This window comes from Sphingopyxis panaciterrulae (genome assembly GCF_014199295.1).
GTDB lineage: Bacteria > Pseudomonadota > Alphaproteobacteria > Sphingomonadales > Sphingomonadaceae > Sphingopyxis > Sphingopyxis panaciterrulae.
In genome coordinates, this window is the sequence record NZ_JACIJH010000003.1 from 229434 (window position 1) to 250410 (window position 20977).

17 protein-coding genes are annotated in these 20977 nt (G+C 66.9%); 8 read left to right on the top strand and 9 right to left on the bottom strand.

Annotated features, from left to right (window positions below; genetic code table 11):
* The first annotated feature begins 40 nt into the window (after positions 1-40).
* Positions 41-1291, top strand: coding sequence for a mechanosensitive ion channel family protein (locus FHR21_RS07710; protein ID WP_184096937.1), 1251 nt, complete (start codon positions 41-43; stop codon positions 1289-1291).
* Here FHR21_RS07710 and FHR21_RS07715 read toward each other — a convergent pair whose 3' ends face one another.
* Entirely contained in the window at positions 1292-2320 is a 1029-nt protein-coding gene (locus tag FHR21_RS07715; RefSeq protein ID WP_184096939.1) for a helix-turn-helix domain-containing protein, read from the bottom strand.
* Between the two features lie 176 nt (positions 2321-2496).
* Here FHR21_RS07715 and FHR21_RS21045 point away from each other — a divergent pair, with 176 nt between their 5' ends.
* Positions 2497-5079 (top strand): hypothetical protein, encoded by a 2583-nt coding sequence (locus FHR21_RS21045; RefSeq protein WP_184096941.1) that lies wholly within the window; start codon positions 2497-2499, stop codon positions 5077-5079.
* 87 nt (positions 5080-5166) lie between these two features.
* On the opposite strand, the gene FHR21_RS07725 is transcribed toward FHR21_RS21045, so the two are convergent.
* The gene (locus tag FHR21_RS07725; RefSeq protein ID WP_184096943.1) at positions 5167-6558 is read right to left on the bottom strand and encodes a helix-turn-helix domain-containing protein; all 1392 of its coding nucleotides are present in this window, start codon (positions 6556-6558) and stop codon (positions 5167-5169) included.
* Between the two features lie 139 nt (positions 6559-6697).
* On the opposite strand from FHR21_RS07725, the gene FHR21_RS07730 reads away from it, so the two are divergent.
* Together FHR21_RS07730 and FHR21_RS07735 are read left to right on the top strand one after the other, a co-directional pair.
* Positions 6698-8290 carry an isocitrate lyase gene (locus tag FHR21_RS07730; RefSeq protein ID WP_184096945.1) on the top strand — a complete coding sequence of 531 codons (1593 nt, stop codon included), beginning with the start codon at positions 6698-6700 and terminating at the stop codon, positions 8288-8290.
* A gap of 240 nt (positions 8291-8530) precedes the next feature.
* A complete protein-coding gene (locus tag FHR21_RS07735; protein WP_184096947.1) occupies positions 8531-8830 on the top strand; it encodes a WYL domain-containing protein in 300 nt (99 codons plus the stop codon).
* Between the two features lie 7 nt (positions 8831-8837).
* Here the strand turns inward: FHR21_RS07735 and FHR21_RS07740 are convergent, their stop codons facing one another.
* Together FHR21_RS07740 and FHR21_RS07745 are read right to left on the bottom strand one after the other, a co-directional pair.
* Positions 8838-9824 carry a TerC family protein gene (locus tag FHR21_RS07740; RefSeq protein WP_184096949.1) on the bottom strand — a complete coding sequence of 329 codons (987 nt, stop codon included), beginning with the start codon at positions 9822-9824 and terminating at the stop codon, positions 8838-8840.
* Positions 9825-9893: 69 nt separating this feature from the next.
* Positions 9894-10076: an HP1242/YdcH family protein gene (locus FHR21_RS07745; RefSeq protein WP_184096951.1), complete on the bottom strand. Its 183-nt coding sequence runs from the start codon at positions 10074-10076 to the stop codon at positions 9894-9896.
* Between the two features lie 266 nt (positions 10077-10342).
* Between FHR21_RS07745 and FHR21_RS07750 the strand changes: the two genes are divergently transcribed.
* The gene (locus FHR21_RS07750; RefSeq protein ID WP_184096953.1) at positions 10343-11110 is read left to right on the top strand and encodes a crotonase/enoyl-CoA hydratase family protein; all 768 of its coding nucleotides are present in this window, start codon (positions 10343-10345) and stop codon (positions 11108-11110) included.
* 195 nt (positions 11111-11305) lie between these two features.
* Here FHR21_RS07750 and FHR21_RS07755 read toward each other — a convergent pair whose 3' ends face one another.
* The 5 genes from FHR21_RS07755 to FHR21_RS07775 form a co-directional block, all read right to left on the bottom strand.
* Positions 11306-12130: a helix-turn-helix domain-containing protein gene (locus FHR21_RS07755; RefSeq protein ID WP_221235065.1), complete on the bottom strand. Its 825-nt coding sequence runs from the start codon at positions 12128-12130 to the stop codon at positions 11306-11308.
* A gap of 204 nt (positions 12131-12334) precedes the next feature.
* Positions 12335-13648, bottom strand: coding sequence for an amidohydrolase (locus tag FHR21_RS07760; protein WP_184096955.1), 1314 nt, complete (start codon positions 13646-13648; stop codon positions 12335-12337).
* A 16-nt stretch (positions 13649-13664) separates the two neighbouring features.
* The gene (locus FHR21_RS07765) at positions 13665-14309 is read right to left on the bottom strand and encodes a DUF4893 domain-containing protein (protein WP_184096957.1); all 645 of its coding nucleotides are present in this window, start codon (positions 14307-14309) and stop codon (positions 13665-13667) included.
* 84 nt (positions 14310-14393) lie between these two features.
* Positions 14394-15179, bottom strand: a complete 786-nt coding sequence (locus FHR21_RS07770) for a 3-hydroxybutyrate dehydrogenase (protein ID WP_184096959.1) — start codon at positions 15177-15179, stop codon at positions 14394-14396.
* Between the two features lie 31 nt (positions 15180-15210).
* The gene (locus FHR21_RS07775) at positions 15211-16365 is read right to left on the bottom strand and encodes a patatin-like phospholipase family protein (RefSeq protein WP_184096961.1); all 1155 of its coding nucleotides are present in this window, start codon (positions 16363-16365) and stop codon (positions 15211-15213) included.
* Between the two features lie 163 nt (positions 16366-16528).
* On the opposite strand from FHR21_RS07775, the gene ypfJ reads away from it, so the two are divergent.
* The 3 genes from ypfJ (at position 16529) to FHR21_RS07790 (ending at position 20831) form a co-directional block, all read left to right on the top strand.
* The gene (gene ypfJ, locus FHR21_RS07780) at positions 16529-17431 is read left to right on the top strand and encodes a KPN_02809 family neutral zinc metallopeptidase (RefSeq protein ID WP_184096963.1); all 903 of its coding nucleotides are present in this window, start codon (positions 16529-16531) and stop codon (positions 17429-17431) included.
* Positions 17404-18684, top strand: coding sequence for a Xaa-Pro dipeptidase (locus tag FHR21_RS07785; protein ID WP_184096965.1), 1281 nt, complete (start codon positions 17404-17406; stop codon positions 18682-18684). Before ypfJ ends, FHR21_RS07785 begins: the two co-directional genes overlap by 28 nt.
* 68 nt (positions 18685-18752) lie before the next feature.
* Positions 18753-20831, top strand: a complete 2079-nt coding sequence (locus tag FHR21_RS07790) for a S9 family peptidase (protein ID WP_184096967.1) — start codon at positions 18753-18755, stop codon at positions 20829-20831.
* Positions 20832-20977: the final 146 nt, after the last annotated feature.

Here is a 20977-nt window from a genome sequence, read left to right on the forward strand (position 1 = left end):
CCACAGGAGACAGAGCCCGCTTCCCCGCGGGCACGACGCCATGCGCCAGTTCACGACCGAAAGCCTCGCGATCTTCGACACCATCCCCTTCCTCGCCGACCTGCCGCCCTGGGCCGAAACGCTCGCCAGTCTCGCGCTGCTCGCCTTCATCGCCTGGGTCGCCAATTTCATCGTCAAGCACGTCCTGCTGCGCCTCGTCACGCGCTGGCTGCCGCATCAGGGGGTCACCCCGCTTCCCGCCGTGGCGCGGCTCGCCAATGTCGTGCCGGCGCTCATCGTCGCGAACGGCATCGCCGCCGTGCCGCACCTGCCCGCGCCGCTCGTCACGCTCGTCGCCAATGTCGCGGCGGCGTCGATCATCCTGTTCGTCGCGATGGCGATCAGCAAAGCGCTCGGCCTCGGCAACCAGGTCTACGACCGCCGCCCCGACGCCGCGAGCCGCCCGATCAAGGGCTATGTCCAGCTTTTGAAGATCCTCGTCTACGCTGGCGCCGCGATCCTCATCATCGCGGTGCTGATGGACCAGTCGCCGCTTCTCCTCCTCTCCGGGCTCGGCGCGATGGCGGCGGTGCTGATGCTGGTGTTCAAGGACACGATCCTCTCGCTCGTCGCCTCGGTCCAGCTCACCTCGAACGACATGCTGCGCGTCGGCGACTGGATCGAAATGCCGCAGGCGGGTGCCGACGGCGACGTGATCGACATCGCGCTGCACACGGTGAAGGTGCAGAATTGGGACAAGACGATCACCACCATCCCGACCCACCGGCTGATCTCCGACAGCTACAAGAACTGGCGCGCGATGTTCGAGACCGGCGGGCGCAAGATGCAGCGGTCGCTGCGCATCGACCAGACCAGCATCCGCTTTCTCGAGCCGGACGAGGTGACGCGGCTGAAGCGCTTTTCGCTGCTCGCCGACTATCTCGGCGCCAAGGAAAGCGACATCGCGGCCTGGAACGCCGCCCGGCCAGAGCGCGCCCGCGACGCGGTGAACGCGCGCCGCATCACCAACATCGGCACCTTCCGCGCCTATATGACTGCCTATCTGAAGGACCGCGGCGACATGGCGGAAGGCATGTTCCTCGTCGTCCGCCAGCTCGCGCCGACCGAGACCGGCCTGCCGCTCGAAATCTACGCCTATACCGCGAACACCTCCTGGGCGGTTCACGAGGACGTGCAGGGCGACATCTTCGACCATCTGATCGCGATCCTGCCCGAATTCGGCCTGCGCCTGTTCCAGCAGCCCACCGGTCTGGATTTCGCACGCTTCGGGGCGGCGGCGATGCGCCAATAATCAATGCGATTGCAGCCGGTTCAGCCAGGCTTCCACCGACGCCGCGGCTTGCCGGGAGCGCGGGATCGCGCGCATCCGCGCGAGGTCCCGGACGTCGCGCGCCGAATAGCCGAACAGATTGCGGAACGCGCGGCTGAAATGGGCCGCGCTCGTGAACCCATGGGCATAGGCGAGGTCGGAGATGCCGCGCCGCTCGCCCGGCGCGCATAGCAGCGCATGGATACGCCGCAGCCGCCGTTCCTGCACATAGCGGGCGACGCCGCCCCAATGGCGGAACAGGTGATAGAGGTTCGATCGCGAGGTGCCGACCGCGATGCAGATCGCCGTCGGCGTCAGCCGCGGATCGTCGAGCCGGGCCTCGATATGCCGCCGTGCGCGGTCGAGCATCGTCTGGTCGATCAGGCCCCTCGCCTCTTCGGTCCGCTCCATAGATGGTGCGAGGCAGGCGCCGACCAGCGCGATCGTCGCGTCGCCGATCGAGCCGGCCTCCGCTTCGCTCATGGCCGGAAGATTGCGGTACAGCGACAGCATATGGTCGGCGAGCAGCCGGGGACCGCCCCCGCCGATCCGCACCGCGTGCAATCTCTCGATCCCCGGACAGCAACGGTCGAGCGTCGCGCGAGGCACCGTCAGCGTGATCGAGGTCGAGTTCCGCGACCGCAGCCTGTTGGTCTGGCCAAGGTCGAGCACCGCGATGCTGCCGGTCCCGAACTTGGCGTCGCCATTGTCGCCCTCGCAATGATAGCCGTCGTTTTCGAGGCATAATTCGATCGCATAATGATCGAGCCCGCTGCGCCGGATCAGCTCGCGCGACCGGAACCCCGTCTGCTGGACGCCGTCGAACGCGATCTTCGCCACGATCAGAGTGTCCAGATCGAAGACATCGATTTCCGCACGGAACCGGTCCGGCGGATTCTCCTCCCGGATGTCGAACAGCGGCGCAAAGACGCCGCGCCAGCCTTCCCAGCCCTCGTGGCTGGACTGCCCCTCGGTGGAAAAGCGCGTCCGCGCTATCGCGCTCTGCTCCATCCTCCTGTCCCCCCGGCGATTCGCAGGTCCTTCGCCGTCCCGCCTTCTAGAGCATCGCTCCCCGCGCCGCGAGTCCGCGATTCCGGACGCAGGGGCAAGAGATATGGACGCAGGGTCAATGATCCCTCGCCGCTTTCCGCTATCCTGCGCGCGTTCGGGCGCGGAGGAGACAGCGTATGCGATCGTCCTGGAAACGTCTGACCGCCGCCGCCGCGCCGCCGGCGCTCGCCGCGACGCTGCTGGCGCCATCCGCCGCCCGCGCGGATTCGACGCCCGAATGCAACAACGGGCCCGTCGCGGGATCGACCGAATGCGGCGAAGGCAGCCACGCGAACGGCACGGGCACCGGCAACACCGCGGTCGGCGCCGGCAGCCTCGCCAACGGCGACGGCAACACCGCGATCGGCGCTCACAGCATCGCCCTTTCCGAAGAAAGCTATGCGTCGGGCTATGCAGCGACCGCCTATGCCAACGGAAGCTATGCGTCCGGCTACGGTGCATCGGCCGGTCTTCTCTACGTCAAGATTCCGGGCGACCCGTTATCCCTTTCTACGGACAACCCCGGGACGACCGCCGTCGGCGCACACGCGCAGGCCGGCGCGACCGGGCCGGGACAGGCGAACGCGACCGCGATAGGCGAAAGCGCCACGGCCAATGCCCTCGGGGCCTCCGCCTTCGGGCAAGGCGCCAATGCCTCCGCCGCGGGCAGCGTGGCGCTCGGCCGGGGCTCGCTCGCCGATCAGGATAACACCGTATCGGTGGGCAGCGACGATGCCACCACCGGCTTCACCCGGCGGATCGTCAACCTCGCCGCCGGCGCGGAGGACAGTGATGCAGTCAATCTCGGCCAGTTGAACGGGCTGCGCGACCTGTGGGGCACGAACCTGGCCGCGGCCCTCGGCGGCGGCGCGTCGTGGAACGGCAGGGTGTTCACCGCTCCCGCTTTCGTCATCCAGGGCGGCAGCTACGATAATGTGGGCGGCGCCTTCTCGGCGGTGGATACCGCGTTGACCACGCTCGACACCCGCGTCGATGCGCTTGAGGCGCAGCCGCCCGGCACAACGGGTCCGACCGGCCCGCAGGGGCCCGCGGGCCCGCAGGGTCCGGCAGGCCCAAAGGGCGAGCCGGGGGTGATTGGCCCGGCGGGCCCGCGGGGCCCGTCTGGGGCCGCGGGTCCGGCGGGCCCACGAGGCCCACAGGGCGACACCGGCCCGACGGGTCCGCAAGGCTCCCAAGGCGAGCCGGGGGTGACGGGTCCGGCGGGTCCACAGGGTCCGCAAGGGGAGACTGGCGCCACAGGTCCGCAGGGGCCCCTGGGTCCGACCGGCGCCGACGGGCGCAGCGCCTATCAGGTTGCGGTGGCCAATGGCTATGCCGGCACGGAAAGCGAATGGCTCGCCTCGCTGCAAGGCACGGGCGACACCTCGGCGCTCGACGCCCGCGTCGGCGAGGTCGAAGGCGATATCGCAGCATTGCAAGGACAGGCCGCCACCCAGGCCGGGCTGGCCACCGCGCTCGACACGCGGGTCGACACGGCGCAGGGCACCGCCGACACCGCCCGCGCCGAGGCGGCCGCCGCGCAGGGCACCGCCGATACGGCGCTCGCCAACGCCGCGCTGGCGCAGACGACGGCGGACACGGCGCGCGTGGAGGCCGCCACGGCGCAGTCCGCCGCCGACACGGCGCACGGCGAGGCGGTGGCGGCGCAGGCTCGCGCCGATGCGGCACATGCGCTGGCCGAGCAGGCGGCCGGCAGCGGCGTGGCCACCCGCGCCGTCGCCGACACGGCGCTCGCCAATGCCGCGACGGCGCAGGCGGCGGCCGACGACGCAAAGATGCGGTCGGACGCCGCGCAGCAACAGGCCGACGCCGCGCAGGCCAACGCCCAACTCGCGCAGGCCGTGGCGGACAGCGCGCAGGAGACCGCCGGCCTCGCGCTCGCACGCACCGACTATATCGCGATCAACGGATCGGGCCCGCGCCCGGCGACGTCCGGCGCCAACGCGATCGCCATCGGCACGGGCGCCGACGCCAGCGGGGCGGACTCGGTCGCGATGGGGACGGGCGCGGTGGCGCGCGGCGGCGCAGCAGTCTCGATCGGCGCCGGCAACATCGCCGACGGCAATGGCGCGGTGGCGATCGGCGACCCCAATGTCGTCGCGGGCCGCGGCGCGGTTGCGATCGGGGCCGACAATAGCGCGACGGGGCTCGCCGCCATCGCGATCGGCGCGGACAGCATCGCGGAGGGGCAGTCGGCGATCGCGCTCGGCAGCCATGCGCGGGCGGCAGCGTTCGGGGCGGTCGCGATCGGCGAGAATGCGGTCGCGGATCGCGCGGGCCAGATCGCGCTGGGCTCGTCCGCCTCGACCTATACGCTCGCCGGCATCGGCTCGGCCGAAAGCCGCGCCGCGCAATCGGGCGCGACGCGCTATGTCACCTCCGATGCCTCGGGCAATCTCGCGCTCGCCGATTTCGGCCCGGTCGACATTGCCCGGATCGGCACCGACATCCGCCGCGACCGGCGCGACGCACGCGCGGGCATCGCCGCGGCGATGGCGATGGGCTATGCCCCGATGCCGTCGGAGCCCGGCCGGACCAGCTATGTGCTGAACGGCTCGACCTTCCGCGAGGCGCAGGCGATCGGCGGCGCCATCTCGCATCGCCTGAACACCGACGCGCCCTTCGCACTCACCGCCGGCTTCGCCTATGGTGGCCACGGCAACAACGCCGCCCGCGTCGGCATCGCCGGGGAGTTCTGACGACGGATCGGCAGGTCGCCCCCGGCACCCGATTCTCGCCACTCGGGTCTTGTTCCGGGGTGACGGAAAGGGGACGAAAAGAGAGTCTCAATCCCCCGCGAAGTCGAACGCGCTGACCCCGCGCTCGCCGTCGCGGAAACGCAGCGGGCGACCCAGCGGGGGCACCGAGCGCTGGACGCAGCCACCGCGCGTGCAGCGGCGGCACCCCAGCCCGATCGGCGTCGCCGGCGCGCGCATCAGCTCGATGCCGCGCGCGGCGGTCAGCGGCGCGGCGACCTTGGCGTCGACGCCGATGCACACCGCGAAGCGCGCGGGCGTGCCGCTTCCCGTCGCGCCCGGCGCGGCGACCGAGCGGCTCTGGGTGAACCAGCGCGAACCATCCTCCAGCTCAACCAGATCGGCGATCACCTCGCCGGGCCGCGCAAAGGCTTCGTGGACGCCCCACAGCGGACAGCGCGCGTCGCCGTCCGCCAGCGGCGACTGGCTCGCTCCGGCATAGCGCTTGCTCCCCTGCCCCGCGCGGTCGATGCGCAGCATGAAGAAGGGCAGCCCGCGCGCGCCGACCCGCTGCAGCGTGGTCAACCGGTGCGCGACCTGTTCGAACCCGGCGCCGAAGCGCCGCTGGAGCAGCAGCAGATCATAGCCTGTCGCGTCGCAGGCGCGCAGGAAGCGGCCATAGGGCATCATCAGCGCCGCCGCGAAATATTGGATCAGATGACGCTCGAACAGCTTGGCCGCGGCGCCTTCCGCAAATTCGGCGCCCGCGACCAGCGCGTCGATCTCCGCCCGCGCCTCGATCTGCGCCAGCGTCGCCGCCGCCTGGAAGGTGCGCGAGGCGGGACGCAGCAACTCGTTCAGCATCAACTGCCGCGCATGCCAGTCGAGCCAGCGCAGCCGGTCGGGCATCACGTCGGCGGGCAGGATGCGGATGCCGAGCTGGTGGCGGGTGCGCAGCCGCTCGGCGATGGTGCCATAAAGGTCGCCGCCCGCAAGTCGCAGTTCGTCGGCCAGTTCCTCGGCGCGGGTGTCGAGATCGGCGAAATGATTGCGCCATTTTTCGATGGCGCGGCGCACGGCGGCAACTTCGGGCGCTTCCACTTCACTATCCGGACGCCCCGCTTCGGGCGCGGCGTCGAACAGCCGGGCAAAGGCGGCGGCGGTGCTCGGCGCGCTCTGGAGCCATTCGTCGACCTCGTGCGGGGCGATGCCCAGGTCGGCGAAGCGCGGGTCGGCCAGCCGGCGGCGCAGCCCCGCCGACCCGCCCGGCACCTCCTCGCCGCCGAGCGCCGCGACGTCGAAATCGAAGCGTTCGGCCAGCCGGACCATCACCGTCGCGGTCAGCGGCCGCTGCCCGCTTTCGATCAGATTGAGGTAGCTCGGCGAGATGTCGAGCGCATCGGCCATCGCCGCCTGCGTCATTCCCGCCTCGCGCCGCAGCTTGCGCACCGCCGGCCCTGCGAATATCCGCCGCTCCGCCATTTTGTAACTTTCTTTACTTATTTACAGACTGATTTGCACCTCATCGCCATATTTCACAAGAAAAATTGACAAAACCTTTTCTTTTCCGCGGCACTTTCGCCAACTTCCGTCCATCCACTTCCAATCGAAGGATCGAAACATGGGCTATCAGGAAGACATGGCGCAGGCCGGCCGACTCATTCGCGACCAGGACGGTCGCTGGGACGCGATCGGTGCCGAGAATGTCGCCCGCATGCGCGCCCAGAACAGGTTCAGGACCGGCCTCGACGTCGCCCGCTACACCGCGCGCATCATGCGCGCCGACATGGCCGCCTATGACGCCGATCCCGCCAACTACACCCAGTCGCTCGGCTGCTGGCACGGCTTCATCGCGCAGCAGAAGATGATCGCGGTCAAGAAGCATTTCGGCACCACCAAGGGCCGCTACATCTATCTGTCGGGCTGGATGGTCGCCGCGCTGCGCAGCGAGTTCGGTCCGCTGCCCGACCAGTCGATGCACGAAAAGACCAGCGTTCCGGTGCTGATCGAGGAAATCTACACCTTCCTGCGCCAGGCCGACGCCCGCGAACTGGGCGGCCTGTTCCGCGAACTCGACGCGGCGCGCGACGCCGGGGACGAGGTCAAGGCGAAGCAGATCCAGCACGCGATCGACAATCACGAAACGCATGTGGTGCCGATCATCGCCGACATCGACGCCGGATTCGGCAATGCCGAGGCGACCTATCTGCTCGCCAAGAAGATGATCGAGGCCGGCGCCTGCGCGCTGCAGATCGAAAACCAGGTCTCCGACGAAAAGCAGTGCGGTCACCAGGACGGCAAGGTCACCGTGCCGCACGAGGATTTCATCGCGAAGATCCGCGCCTGCCGCTACGCCTTCATGGAACTGGGGGTCGAGGACGGCATCATCGTGACGCGCACCGATAGCCTCGGTGCCGGCCTTACCAAGCAGATCGCCGTGACGAAGGAACCCGGCGACCTGGGCGACCAGTATAACAGCTTCCTCGACTGCGAAGAGGTCGAGGGTGCGGGCAACCCCGGGGACGTGCTGATCAACCGGGACGGCAAGCTGATGCGTCCGAAGCGCCTGCCCTCGAACCTCTATCAGTTCCGTCCCGGAACCGGCGAGGATCGCTGCGTCATGGATTGCATCGCATCCTTGCAGAACGGCGCCGACCTCTTGTGGATCGAGACCGAAAAGCCGCACATCGAACAGATTGCCTCGATGGTCGACCGTATCCGCGAGGTCGTGCCCAATGCGAAGCTCGCCTACAATAATTCGCCCAGCTTCAACTGGACGCTGAACTTCCGCCAGCAGGTGTTCGACGCCTGGGAGAAGGAGGGCAAGGACGTCAGCGCCTATGACCGGACGAAGCTGATGAGCGTCGATTACGACGACAGCGACCTGGCAACCGAAGCCGACGACCGCATCCGTACTTTTCAGCGCGACGCGGCGAAGCGGGCGGGCATCTTCCACCACCTCATCACCCTGCCGACCTATCACACCGCCGCGCTGTCGACCGACAATCTGGCGAAGGAATATTTCGGCGAGGAAGCGATGCTGGGCTATGTGAAGAACGTCCAGCGCGCCGAGATCCGCCAGGGTATCGCCTGCGTAAAGCACCAGAATATGTCGGGCAGCGACATCGGCGACGACCATAAGGAATATTTCGCCGGCGAAGCGGCCCTGAAGGCCGCGGGCAAGGACAACACCATGAATCAGTTCGCGGCATAAATGCCGCGGGGGAACCAGTTCGCTGCCTAGCCATCGAGTTTGGCGCGGGGGTTTTCGTTGCCCCCCGCGCCTCCCGAGCTTTCCTGGGGAGGAAAGCCTGCCCGTCGGACGTCTTCGGACGTCCGGCGGGCATTTTCATGTTCGGGGTGAATGGCTATCCATGGATCGCCCCTTGCCACCGGTGCCGCGGATCGGTTATGGTGCATTGCACAACGAAACTGGTTTTTGCGACTCCTCCTCATGAACGACACCCGACTGAAACTGATGGAAGCCATTGCACGCCGGCGAATGATCTCGGCCAGCTATAACGGCAACCGGATGACGCTCGCCCCGCATCTGATGTTTGAACGGCGCGGCGATCTGTTCGTCAGCGCCCTCAATCTCGGCAAGAACTGGCGTTCGGAGGAAGAGCGGCGCCTCGGCCACTTCAAGCTCGACGGGCTGGGAGCGGCCGAATTGCTCGAAGACGGTTTCGAGCCGCTGCCGAGTTTCGAGGCCGCGGTACCGCACGACGACGACACGCTGATCCTGGCGATCTGACGCGCCCTCATCCCGGCGTGACCTGCTCGTCCGCCCGCGTCCTGACCAGCGACCAGACCACCCCGCCCGCGATCAGCGCCACCGTCACGCCGAGGCTGAGCAGCGGCGGGAATTTCGCGCCGTCGAGCAGAAAATCGGCGACGAAAATCTTCGACCCGATGAACACGAGCACCAGCGCCAGCGCATATTTCAGATAATGGAAGCGGTGAACCATCGCCGCGAGCGCGAAATAGAGCGCGCGCAGGCCAAGGATCGCCATGATGTTCGACGTATAGACGATGAAGGTGTCGGTCGTGATCGCGAAGATCGCCGGCACGCTGTCGACCGCGAACACCAGATCGGCGAGGTTGATGACGACGAGCGCGAGGAACAGCGGCGTCGCGGCGAGCGCCAGCTTGCCGGTCCGCGTGTCGGGCACGCGCACGAAGAATTTCTCGCCGTGCAGTTCCTGCGTGATCGGGATGTGCCGCGACAGCCAGCGAACGACCGGATTGCCCGCGACGTCCATCGGCTTTTCGCTCGCGAACAGCATCTTGATCCCGGTGAAGACGAGGAAGGCGGCGAAGACATAGAGCAGCCACCCATATTCGGTGACCAGCGCTGAGCCGCCCGCGATCATGATCCCGCGCAGCACGATCACCGCGATGATGCCCCAGAGCAAAGCGCGATACTGGTAGCGGGCGGGGATGGCGAAGGCGGCGAAGATCAGCGAGATGACGAAGATATTGTCGATCGACAGCGCCTTCTCGATGAAGAAGCCCGTATAATATTGCAGCCCCGCCTCGCCGCCCTTCGCGGCCCAGATCCAGCCGCCGAAGGCGAGCGCGATGCCGATGTAGAGGGCAGAGAGCCTCAGGCTCTCGCCGATACCCATCTCGCGGCTTTCCCGGTGCAATATGCCGAGATCGAAGGCGGTGAGCGCTATGACGATGGCGATGAACGCCAGCCAGAACCAGACCGGCGTTCCGAGCCAGTCGGCGAAAAGAAATTCCATGGCGAATGATCCCCGGACAGGCGAAGCGCGCCGCCGAACGGCAGCGCGCTTCCAGATATTTTATCGGATCTAGCGGGCGTGGACGGGGCGCCGCATCAGCGACGCGATTCGGTCCTTGACCGCAAGCTTCAGCTTTTTGAGCCGGAGCACGCGGAACGGATCGCCGCCGCGCCGGCGCGCCTCGCGCCGCACCGCGTCGTCGAGACGCCGGTGCAGCTCGGTCAGCCGAAAGATATGGGGATTTACAGACATAGGGCCTCCTGATCGAGCGAACTCAAAACAGGTGACGCCGACGCCGGGACCCGTGTCAGGGGGGAGAGCTGGGCCGCAAAGCATCGGTGTCACCCGATGCGGTCCGACATCACGCCGCGGGAAAATCCCGCCAACGCCAGAGGGGCCCGGCCCGCATATCCGCAATCTAGGGTCGCCCATGCCGGCTTTCAAGTCTTTGCGCTTCGCCCGCGCATCATGTTAGCTCGCGGGATAACGACCCACCCCTCTCGATCGGAGGAAATTCCATGTCCGTTCTCGTCATGCGCGATGGCCCGGTTACCGTCGTCACCATCGACCGGCCGGCGAAGCGCAACGCCGTCGATCCCGCGACCGCCGTCGCGCTGCGCGACGCCTTCGCGGCCTTCGCCGCCGAAGAAAGCGCGCGCGTCGCGATCCTGACCGGCAGCGAAGGCCATTTCTGTGCCGGCTTCGACCTGGGTGCGGTCGGCACGGCGGGCTACGATCCCGACGGGCCGGGACCGATGGGGCCGACGCGGATGCTGCTCGAAAAGCCGGTGATCGCCGCGGTCGAGGGCCACGCGGTCGCCGGTGGGCTCGAACTCGCGCTCTGGTGCGACCTGCGCGTCACCGCGGAAAGCGCGGTGTTCGGCGTCTATTGCCGACGCTGGGGCGTACCGCTGATCGACGGCGGAACGGTGCGGCTGCCGCGAATCGTCGGCCAGGGCCGCGCCCTCGACATGATCCTCACCGGGCGCCCCGTCACCGCCGACGAAGCGCACCGCATCGGCCTCGCCGACCGCGTCGTTGCTGACGGCCAAGCCCTCGCCGCCGCGATCAACCTCGCCAAACAGATCGCAGCCTTCCCACAAATCTGCATGAACAGCGACCGGCTCAGCGCCTATCGCCAATGGGATTTCGAAATCGAAGGCGCGCTTGCGCACGAAGCGCACGCCGGGGCCACCCCGTTACGCGCAGGCGCTGCGGACGGAGCCAAGCGCTTTACCGATGGCGATGGACGCGGCGGCAGCTTCGCCACTTTCACAGGGGGATGACGGGAAGCGATGGATCGCAGCCACGCTGCTCGTCGCAATATCGCGAAAGGGAACAAGGTGGCCCCCCAGGGGCAAGCCCGGGGTGCCGAAGGTTGGGAGGGGGCATAGCGCGCGTGCGACCTCTGCAACTTTGCAGACCACAACGCGTGAGAATCGGCATTTCTTTTTAGCGCCAGGCGATGCCGGCGGCCGCGATCAAGAAATTCGATTGAAATGCGTCGTTTCCAGTTTTTGAAGCTTGTCGCTGGACCAGACAATCGTTTCGGTCATGGAGTTCAAATCCTTGGCGACGGTATAGACTCGCGTCGACACTCGCGCGCCTGCCTTTCCCAATGTCATCACCAATGTGTCCGGCGCCGGCTGACGCAGGGCAACACTATCGATGAAATCCATATTGCCGGTGACCGGTACGGGGACGCCATCGAGAGCAGCGGTCGATTCCGCATGCTTGCGGAAGCCGTCTGGCCCGACGATTTCGACACGCGTCGTCCATTTGCCGTCTTGCGATGCGCGGAACGTCATCGTTACCCGTTGAGGCCGTTCCTTCTCGGGCATGAGCGATGCGTCCAGCGACCAGCTTCCGACCAGCGGCAACGGCATGGAGGTGGCGCTGTAAACCGTGTCGGCTGTTCCGACGGGATCGGCGGAAGGGGCGGCTGCGAACATTAATCCGGCCGCGGCCAGGGGTATTGCGATGAGCATGACGATCATTCCTTTCGAACTGCGAACCCCAACGGTTGCGGTGTGCGCCAAGTCCTCCACGGTGGAGCGCTGGCTCGAAAGATCGATATTTTCGTCACAAGTTTTTTGGAGGTCCAGAAGCCGCGCCAATTCGCGGCTGCTGCCTACGCCTGTCTTACGGCGAGCGGAACGCAAACGCTCGTTAATCGAGGTTTCCGAACGGCCCAGACGCGCTGCGATAGTCTTGACGGTATGCCCGGCGACCAACAGGCGCAAAATTTCCATTTCCCGGTCGGTGAGGCATGCGGACAAGCTAGGAACAGGTTCATTGGCAAACATGTCTTTCGCTCACCACAGCCTCACGAACAGGTCCATCCCAATTTAATTGGGAAACGGCAGCAGGACCAGACCGAGCATGGAGAGAAGCGGGCGTTGAAACATCGTCGGCGGCATGACCCCGAAGGAGATGATTCCAATAATCCCACCCGGATCCGACGAGCGGGTCCGCATCCGCAAATGACCCACGGCGTTCCGCGTCTATGGCTACCCCTTCGCCAAGAGCTTCATGGCCATCGACGTCAGCGCCTCGGTCGCGGTCGAAATCACCGCGGGTGCGTCGGGTGCCCAGAAGGGCGAATGGAGGCTCGGCAGTGTGCGGCCTTCCGTCTTCGCTGCCTCGATCTCGGCAGCCGGAACGCCGCCGACCCAGAAGATCAGGCTCTTGATGCTCTTGTCATCGCGGGCGAAGCGCCCGAAATCCTCGCCGCCCATGACCGGCGGCATCTGGACGACGCGCTGCTCGCCGAAGCGGGCCTTGAGCAGCACCGCCATCTTTTCGGTAAAATCGGGGGTGTTGAAGGTCGAGGGCGTATATTCGTTGCGGTCGATCTTCACCACCGGCATCTTGTCGTCGGGCAGGCCGGCCGCGATCGCCTCACCCTTCGCAACGCGCGCGATGCCGTCGAGCAGCTTGTCGCGCACCTCGTCGGTATAGCTGCGCACCGTCAGTTGCAGCTTCGCCTCGTCGGGAATGATGTTGTGCTTCGCCCCGGCGTGGAAGCTGCCAACGGTGACGACCGCCGAATCGAGCGGGCTGACCTCGCGCGACACGAGCGTCTGAAGCGCACCGACGATCCGGCTCGCGAGGACGATCGGGTCCTTCGTCGTCTGCGGATAGGCGCCGTGACCACCGATGCCCTTCACCGTGATGTCGACGCTGTCGACATTGGCGAGCGCGTAGCCCGGCGTATAGCCGATCATTCCAGCCGGAAACTGCGCCGCGTCGTGGAAGGCGAGCGTATATTCGGGCTTCGGAAAGCGCGTGTAGAGCCCGTCCTCGAGCATCATCCGCGCACCCGCGCCGCGTTCCTCCGCAGGCTGGCCGATCATCACCAGCGTGCCCGACCATTTCGCCTTGTTCGCCGCCATCAGCCGTGCGACGCCGATCCAACTCGTCATATGGGTATCGTGGCCGCAGGCATGCATGACGCCGGTCTCGACGCCTTCGTCCGTCGTCACCCGGACCTTCGAGGCGCCGGACAGCCCGGTCTGCTCGGTCACGGGCAGCCCGTCCATGTCGGCGCGAACCAGCACCACCGGTCCCGCGCCATTCTTCATCACCGCGACGACGCCGGTGCCGCCGACCTTTTCGGTGACCTCGAACCCGAGCTTGCGCGCCTCGGCAGCCAGGATGCCCGCCGAGCGGACTTCGTGGAAGCTGAGTTCGGGATGGGCGTGAAAATCGGCGTAGAGGGTCATCAGCGAAGGCATCTGCGTCTTGACCTGCTCGCCGAGCGTCTGCGCCGCCGCGGGTGCCGTCAAGGCCAGCGCCGCGCAAGCCGTCCAGAAAAACCTCATCCCCTGTCCTTTCGCCCTATGGTTCCGCCGGAACCAGTTCGATCACGTCGAGCAGTGATTCATACGCAGGCGCAGGTAGCACCAGTCGCCAGCGTTCGTCACCGATCCGCTCGATCAATCCCGCCATGTCGCGCATCCGGTCGCTGCCATAGTCCATCGGTAACTTTTCGTCGCCGAGTTCGAGCGTGCCGAGGAATATCTGCCGCTTCGCATTGTCGGGAAATATCCGCCCGACCGGCCGCTGCGAGCCGGTCAACTTGGTCAGGCTGGCCGCCCCCTGTCCCGCATCGACGCGACAGCGGAACCAGCTATAGGCAATATAGCCTAGCGTCCCTGTCCGTGCGCCGACCTTGATCGTACGGCAGCGATAGTCGCCCGCCGGCAGATGCGAATCGGGCAGCGCCGCCGTCGGTTGCAGCACCACCCCTTCGCGCGCGATGTCGGCGCCATAGCCCTTGGCACGCGCGTCGGCGAGCGCCGCCTGCCAGCTCGCATACCAGCCACGGATGCGCGCACGATCCTGCTCGGTAGCGACCGACCGCCACGCCCGCGCCTCCGGCACGTCGGCGGCCGACGGCGGTATCGTCGGCACCGCCTGACAGCCGGCAACGCCAAAGGCGACCGCAGACGCGGTCAATAAAAAGCTAATACGACCCCACATAGTCTCCGCCCCTCCCCGGTTCGGTCCGGGCCAAGCCTTAGGAGAAGGTGAAGCAATGCTCAAGATCGCACACGGCCAATATGCTCAGGCGGCCGTCCAGCCGCCGTCGACGCTCAGGTTGGCGCCGGTGATGTTCGCCGCCTCGTCGCGGGTCAGGAAGGCGGCGAGCGCCGCGACCTGCTCGACGGTGACGAACTGCTTGGTCGGCTGGCCCGCGAGCAGCACGTCGTTGATGACCTGCTCGCGCGTCATGCCGCGCGCCTTCATCGTGTCGGGAATCTGATTCTCGACCAGCGGCGTCCAGACATAGCCGGGGCTGATGCAATTGACGGTGATCCCTGCCTCGGCCACCTCGAGCGCGACGGTCTTGGTCAGCCCGGCGAGCCCGTGCTTCGCGGCGACATAGGCAGATTTGAACGGCGAGGCGACGAGCGAGTGCGCGGAGGCGGTGCCGATGATCCGTCCCCACCCCTTCTTTCGCATCCCGGGCACGGCATGGCGGATGGTGTGGAACGCCGACGACAGGTTGAGCGCGAGAATCAGATCCCATTTCTCGGGCGGAAAATCTTCGATCGGCGACACGAACTGGGTGCCGGCATTGTTCACCAGGATGTCGACGCCGCCCATATCCTTGTCGGCGCGCGCGAACATCCCCTCGATCTCCTCGGGCTTGGTGAGGTCGGCGCCGTCATAGGCGGCCTTGCCGTCGTTCAGCGCCGCAAGCGCCGCCCGCTCCGCCTCGATCGCATCGGCATCGCCGAAGCCGTTGATGATGACCGCGGCGCCATGGCCGGCGAGCGCCTTGGCGATGCCGAGCCCGATGCCCGAGGTCGATCCGGTGACGAGGGCGGTCTTGCCTTTGAGGTGCATGCGAGGTCCTTTCTTCATAGAGGGGAGAGGGTCAGGGAAGGTCGACGGCTTTGGGTCGCAATTGCTCGGCCTGGACCGCGAAGCTTTCCGATCGGCCCTCGGCAATGCTCTGGGCCAGCAGGTGACCGTCCTTCATCGCCGCTTCGACCGCCGCGCGGCCGAGCGCCCAGTTCGCCTCCATCGTCGAGCGCGAGAATTCGAAATCGCGTGCGCCGGTCTGCCAGCCGGGCGGTTCGTGGATGAGTTGGACGACGTTGAGCGCCTTGCAGTCGACCATGCGCTCGACCGCTTTCACTTCCGGCAGGTCGCGCGCGCCGCCGGGCAGACGGGCCAGCATCTTTTCGATCAGCCGATGCTCCTTGCGGCGCCGGACGAGTCCGTCGGAGATACGCCGGGTGCGGCTCGAAAAGCGAATCTCCTTCTCGCGCGACCAGGCTTCCTCCAGGTCGCGCGGCCGTTCGCCGCGGGCCGGGAAAAGGTCGACCTGAAAGACAAGCATGTCGTCCTTCGCCGCCTCGACGACATATTCGAGCGGAGTGTTCGATACGAGCCCGCCGTCCCAATACCAGATGCCGTCGATCTCGACCGGCGGCAAGCCGGGCGGCAGCGCGCCCGAGGCGAGGATATGGCGCGCGTCGAGGCGCTCGCTCCGGGTATCGAAATAGCGGAAATTGCCGGTTTCGACCGCAACCGCGCCGACCGACAGCCGCACCTTGCCGTCGTTGACCCGGTCCCAGTCGACCAGCCGGTCCAGCGTCCCGGCCAGCGGCGCGGTGTCGTAAAAGCTGACCGCCTCGGGCGTCTGCGGCCTTGCGAACGGCGCGGGCGGCCAGCGCGGGGTGAAGAAGCCCGGCACGCCAAAGGTCGCGACCTGCCCCGCCGCCGCAATATGCGTCCATTCGCGCACCCAGTCATTGTCGATCCCCGGCAGCGCGGGCAGCGCCGAGGACACGCCGTCCCAGAAGCTACGCAGCTTCCCCACCGCTTCGTCGCGCGGATTGCCGGCGATGATCGCGGCGTTGACCGCGCCGATCGAGATGCCCGCGACCCAGTCGAGTTCGATCCCGCGTTCGATCAGCGCCTCATAGACCCCGGCCTGATAGGCGCCGAGCGCGCCGCCGCCCTGCAGCACGAGGACGACGAGGTCGGGAAGCGGCAAGGCGGCGGAGGCGGCGCGGCGCGGCATGGGACTCGGGCGATCCTTTTGCTTGGTGGCGCGGAAGGCCTGCTAGGTGAACCCCGCGCGCGCCCATTGCAACCCCGCGCCGCCGCTCCATAGCCTCTTCCCATCGGCGCAAGCTGCTGTCACAACGGATGAAGACGACAATCTTTTCGCTGGAGAGCCTTTCATGCGCCTCGACGATTATGATCCCGGTGACGACATCCGCGATCTCGGGCGCGGGGGCGGTGGTTTCGGCGGCGGGGGTGGCGGCATGGGCGGGCTGCTCGTCGGACTGCTGCCGATGCTGCTCGGCCGCAAGATGGGCTGCGGGACGATCCTGCTGCTCGGCGTACTCGCCTTCGTCTTTCTCGGCCCCGGCGCGAACATGCTGAGCACCGGCGGCGGCACGACCGACCCGATGGCCGACAGCCGCAGCGGCGCCAATGTCGCCTGCGACACGGCGGCCGAGAAATTCGCCTGCAACGTCTTCGGATCGACGCATCAGGTGTGGAGCCAGGTCATCAACGGCTATAAGCGGCCTACGCTCAATTTCTTCACCGACCAGAATCAGTCAGGCTGCGGTGCCGCGCAGGCCGCGATGGGCCCCTTCTATTGCCCCGCCGATCAGGGCGTCTACCTCGACACCGCCTTCTTCAACGAACTCGCGCAACGCTTCAGTGCGGCGGGCGACGCCGCGCAGGCCTATGTCGTCGCGCATGAAGTCGGTCACCATATCCAGACGATCACGGGCATTTCGGACCAGGTCCGCCAGGCGCAGCAGCGCGCCTCGCAGGCCGAGGGCAATGCGCTGCAGGTGCGGATGGAATTGCAGGCCGATTGCTACGCCGGCGTCTGGGCCGCGCGGGCGCGCAACAGCGCGGGCCAGCCGGCCATGGAGCCGGGCGACATGGAGGAAGCGATGACCGCCGCCAACGCGATCGGCGACGACACGCTGATGCGCTCGGCCGGCCAGCGCCCGGTGCCCGAGAGTTTCACCCACGGCACCAGCGCGCAGCGCATGACCTGGCTGCGCCGCGGCCTCGAGACCGGAGACCCGCGCCAGTGCGACACGTTCAATGCCTCGCTCTGACCGCACTCGCGGCCGGGCTGGTCGCGGCGCCGGCCACCGCCGAAACCCTCTATGTCGAAACCGGGCGGCTGATCGATGGGATGACCGATCGGGTCCGCACCGGTCAGTGCGTGATGATCGAGGACGAACGGATCACCGCGGTCGCCGACTGCGGCACGACGCCGGCAGGTGCGACCCGGCTCGATTGGTCGGCCTATACCGTGCTGCCGGGCCTGATCGACCTCCACACCCACCTCGCCGACGTCGGACAGAGCGCCGACCTCGCTGCGCCGATGAAGGCCTCGCCCGCCGAGACCGCGCTCGTCGGCGCGCGTAACGCCCGGGTCACGCTCGACGCTGGCTTCACCAGCGTCCGCGATGTCGGCACCTATCGCGGCCTGACCGACGTCGCACTGCGCAATGCGATCGAGCGCGGCGACGTACCGGGACCGCGGATGTGGGTCGCCGGCGCCTATATCACCATTCCCGGCGGCGGCGGCGAACTGAACGGCGTCGTCCCCAACGAGCAATTGCCACCCGACATGCGCCTGGGCGTCGCCACAACGCCCGATGAAGCGGCCGCGAAGGCCGCCTTTCTGCTCGATCAAGGCGCCGATTTCATCAAGACGATCGCGACCGGCGCCGTGCTCGCGATCGGCACCGAGCCCGGCGCGCCCGAATTGTCCGAAGAGCAATTGCGCGCGGTGGTGAAGGTCGCGCATGCCCGCGGCAAGCGCGTCACCGCGCACGCCCACGGTGCCGAAGGAATCAAGAATGCGATCCGCGCCGGGGTCGACAGCATCGAACATGCCAGCCTCGCCGACGAGGAGGCGCTGCAGATGGCGAAAGCACACGGCACCTGGCTCGTCATGGACATCTACAACGGCACCTATATCGATGAGGAAGGCACGCGCGAAGGCTGGCCCGAGGAATATCTGCGCAAGAATCGCGAAACCACCGACACGCAGCGCGCCGCCTTCCGCCGTGCGGTCGAACTCGGCGTCAGGATCGGCTACGGCACCGACGCCGGCGTCTATCCGCACGGGTTCAACGCACGGCAATTCCGCAACATGGTCAAATATGGCATGACGCCGATGCAGGCGATCCAGGCCGCCACCGGCCGCGCCGCCGAGGAGATGGGCCGCGACGACGTGGGCGCGATCGCCCCCGGCCGCTACGCTGACATGATCGCGGTCAAGGCCGACCCGCTTGCCGACATCACGGTACTCGAAACGATCGACCATGTGATGAAAGGGGGAACAATGGTTCGATAGCCGTCGCCCTGCCCTTTGCGAAGGCGATGAATCGTTGAACCTTTCCGACGGAACGTTAAACCCGTCTCATGCGAAACCATCTCATCCCCAGCGCAATCGCGCTTGCCGCCGCTCTGTCCGCCACCCCCGCCCTCGCCCGGCCGATGACCGAAGTCGATCTGGCGACGATGAACCGCGTCGCCGCACCGGCCGCGTCGCCCGACGGGCGCTGGCTCGTTTATCAGGTGACCGAGACAGCGCCCGAGACCTACAAGCGCTCGACCGGCCTGTGGATCATCGACCGCACGGCAAAGAGCGGAAAGCCCGCGCATATCGCCGACGCAGCGGGCAAGAATGAAAGCGCGCCCGCCTTCGGCCCGGATGGGCTGCTCTATTTCGTGTCCGACGCGGCGGGCAGCGATCAGGTCTGGCGCGTGGCCGTGGGCCCGGATGCCGGCGCGGCAACGCAAGTCACCGACGAAAAGGTCGATGTCGCGGGCTTCAAGCTGTCGCCCGACGGCACCCGCCTGCTCGTCTGGGGCGACGTGCCCCGGGAATGCACCAGCTTCGGCTGCGACGCGAAGGACAAGGGAGCGCTCGTCGGTCCCGGTAGCGGCCGCCTCTATAAGGATGGCGTCGGCTTCGTGCGCCATTGGGATCAGTGGGAGACGCCCGGCAGCTACAGCCGCCCCTTCGTCTTCGATCTGAAGGACGGCAAGGCGACCGCAGGCCGCGCCATCGACGGCGGGCTAATCGGCGACACACCTTCCAAGCCCTTCGGCGGCGGCGAGGAACTCGCCTGGGGCGCCGACAGCCGCACCGTCTATTTCGCGCTGCGCAAGGCCGACCGCGACGAACCGCGCTCGACCAACCTCGACATCTATCAGGCCAAGGTCGATGCGTGCATCGCACCGATCAACCTGACCGAGGCCAATCAGGCGACCGACACGCTGCCCGCGATCTCGCCCGACGGCCAATGGCTCGCCTATGGCGCGATGGCGCGGCCGGGTTACGAGAGCGACCGCATGGTGCTGATGCTGCGCAACCTCGAAAATGGCGAGACGCGCAAACTCACCGAAGCGTGGGATCGCTCGGTCGGCTCGATCGCCTGGGCGCCGGACGGCAAGAGCCTCTATGTCACCGCGCAGGAGGTGCTCGACACCCCCGTCTTCCGCGTCGATGCCGCGAGCGGCAAGGTCGAGCGGCTGAAGGCATCCAACGACGCAACCGAAGGCCATATCGGCGAGGTCACGCCGCTCGCCGACGGTGGTCTTCTCTATGCGCGCAACAGCGTGCTGCTGCCCACCGACGTCTATATCCGCGATGCCAAGGGCAAGGTGACGCAGTTCACCCATGCCAATGCCGCGACGCTCGCCCAGTTCGATCCGGTCAAGGTCGAGCGGATGCAGTTTGTCGGTGCGAATGGCGACACGGTGTGGGGGATGATCCTCAAGCCCGAAAAGGCGGCGGCGGCGAAGCTGCCCGTCGCTTTCCTGGTCCACGGCGGGCCGCAGGGCAGCTTCGGCGACAGCTGGTCGACGCGCTGGAACCCGCGCCTTTATGCCGAGCAGGGCTATGGCGTCGTCACCGTCGATTTCCACGGCTCGACCGGCTACGGTCAGGCCTTTACCGACAGCATCAACAAGGATTGGGGCGGCAAGCCGCTCGAAGACCTGAAACTCGGCCTCGCCGCGGCGGGGCAGAAGGATGCGCAGCTCGACATCGGCAACGCCTGCGCGCTCGGCGCCTCCTATGGCGGCTATATGATGAACTGGATCGAAGGCCAGTGGACCGATGGCTTCAAATGCCTGGTTCAGCATGACGGCGTGTTCGACGCGCGCGCCATGGCCTATGAAACCGAGGAATTGTGGTTCGACGAATGGGAGCATGGCGGCCCCTATTTCGAGGTGCCCGAAGAATATGAGAAATGGAACCCGGTGAACCATGTCGCCAAGTGGAAGACGCCGATGCTCGTCATCACCAGCGAGAAGGATTTCCGCATCCCCTATACGCAGGGCATCGCCGCCTTCACCGCGCTCCAGCGCCGCGGCGTGCCGTCGCAATTGCTAGTCTTTCCCGACGAGAATCACTGGGTGCTGAAGGGCGCGAACAGCGTCCAGTGGCACCGCACCGTGTTCGACTGGCTGGGGAGCCATTTGCAGAAATAGCCTCGACCCTTTCATTTCTCGTCACCCCGGACTTGATCCGGGGTCCCGCTTCTTCTTTCTGGCGCTGAAAGCGGGATGCCGGATCGAGTCCGGCATGACGAGGGAGATGGGCTGTTTAGGCGATCACCCCCTTGCCGCATCGCACC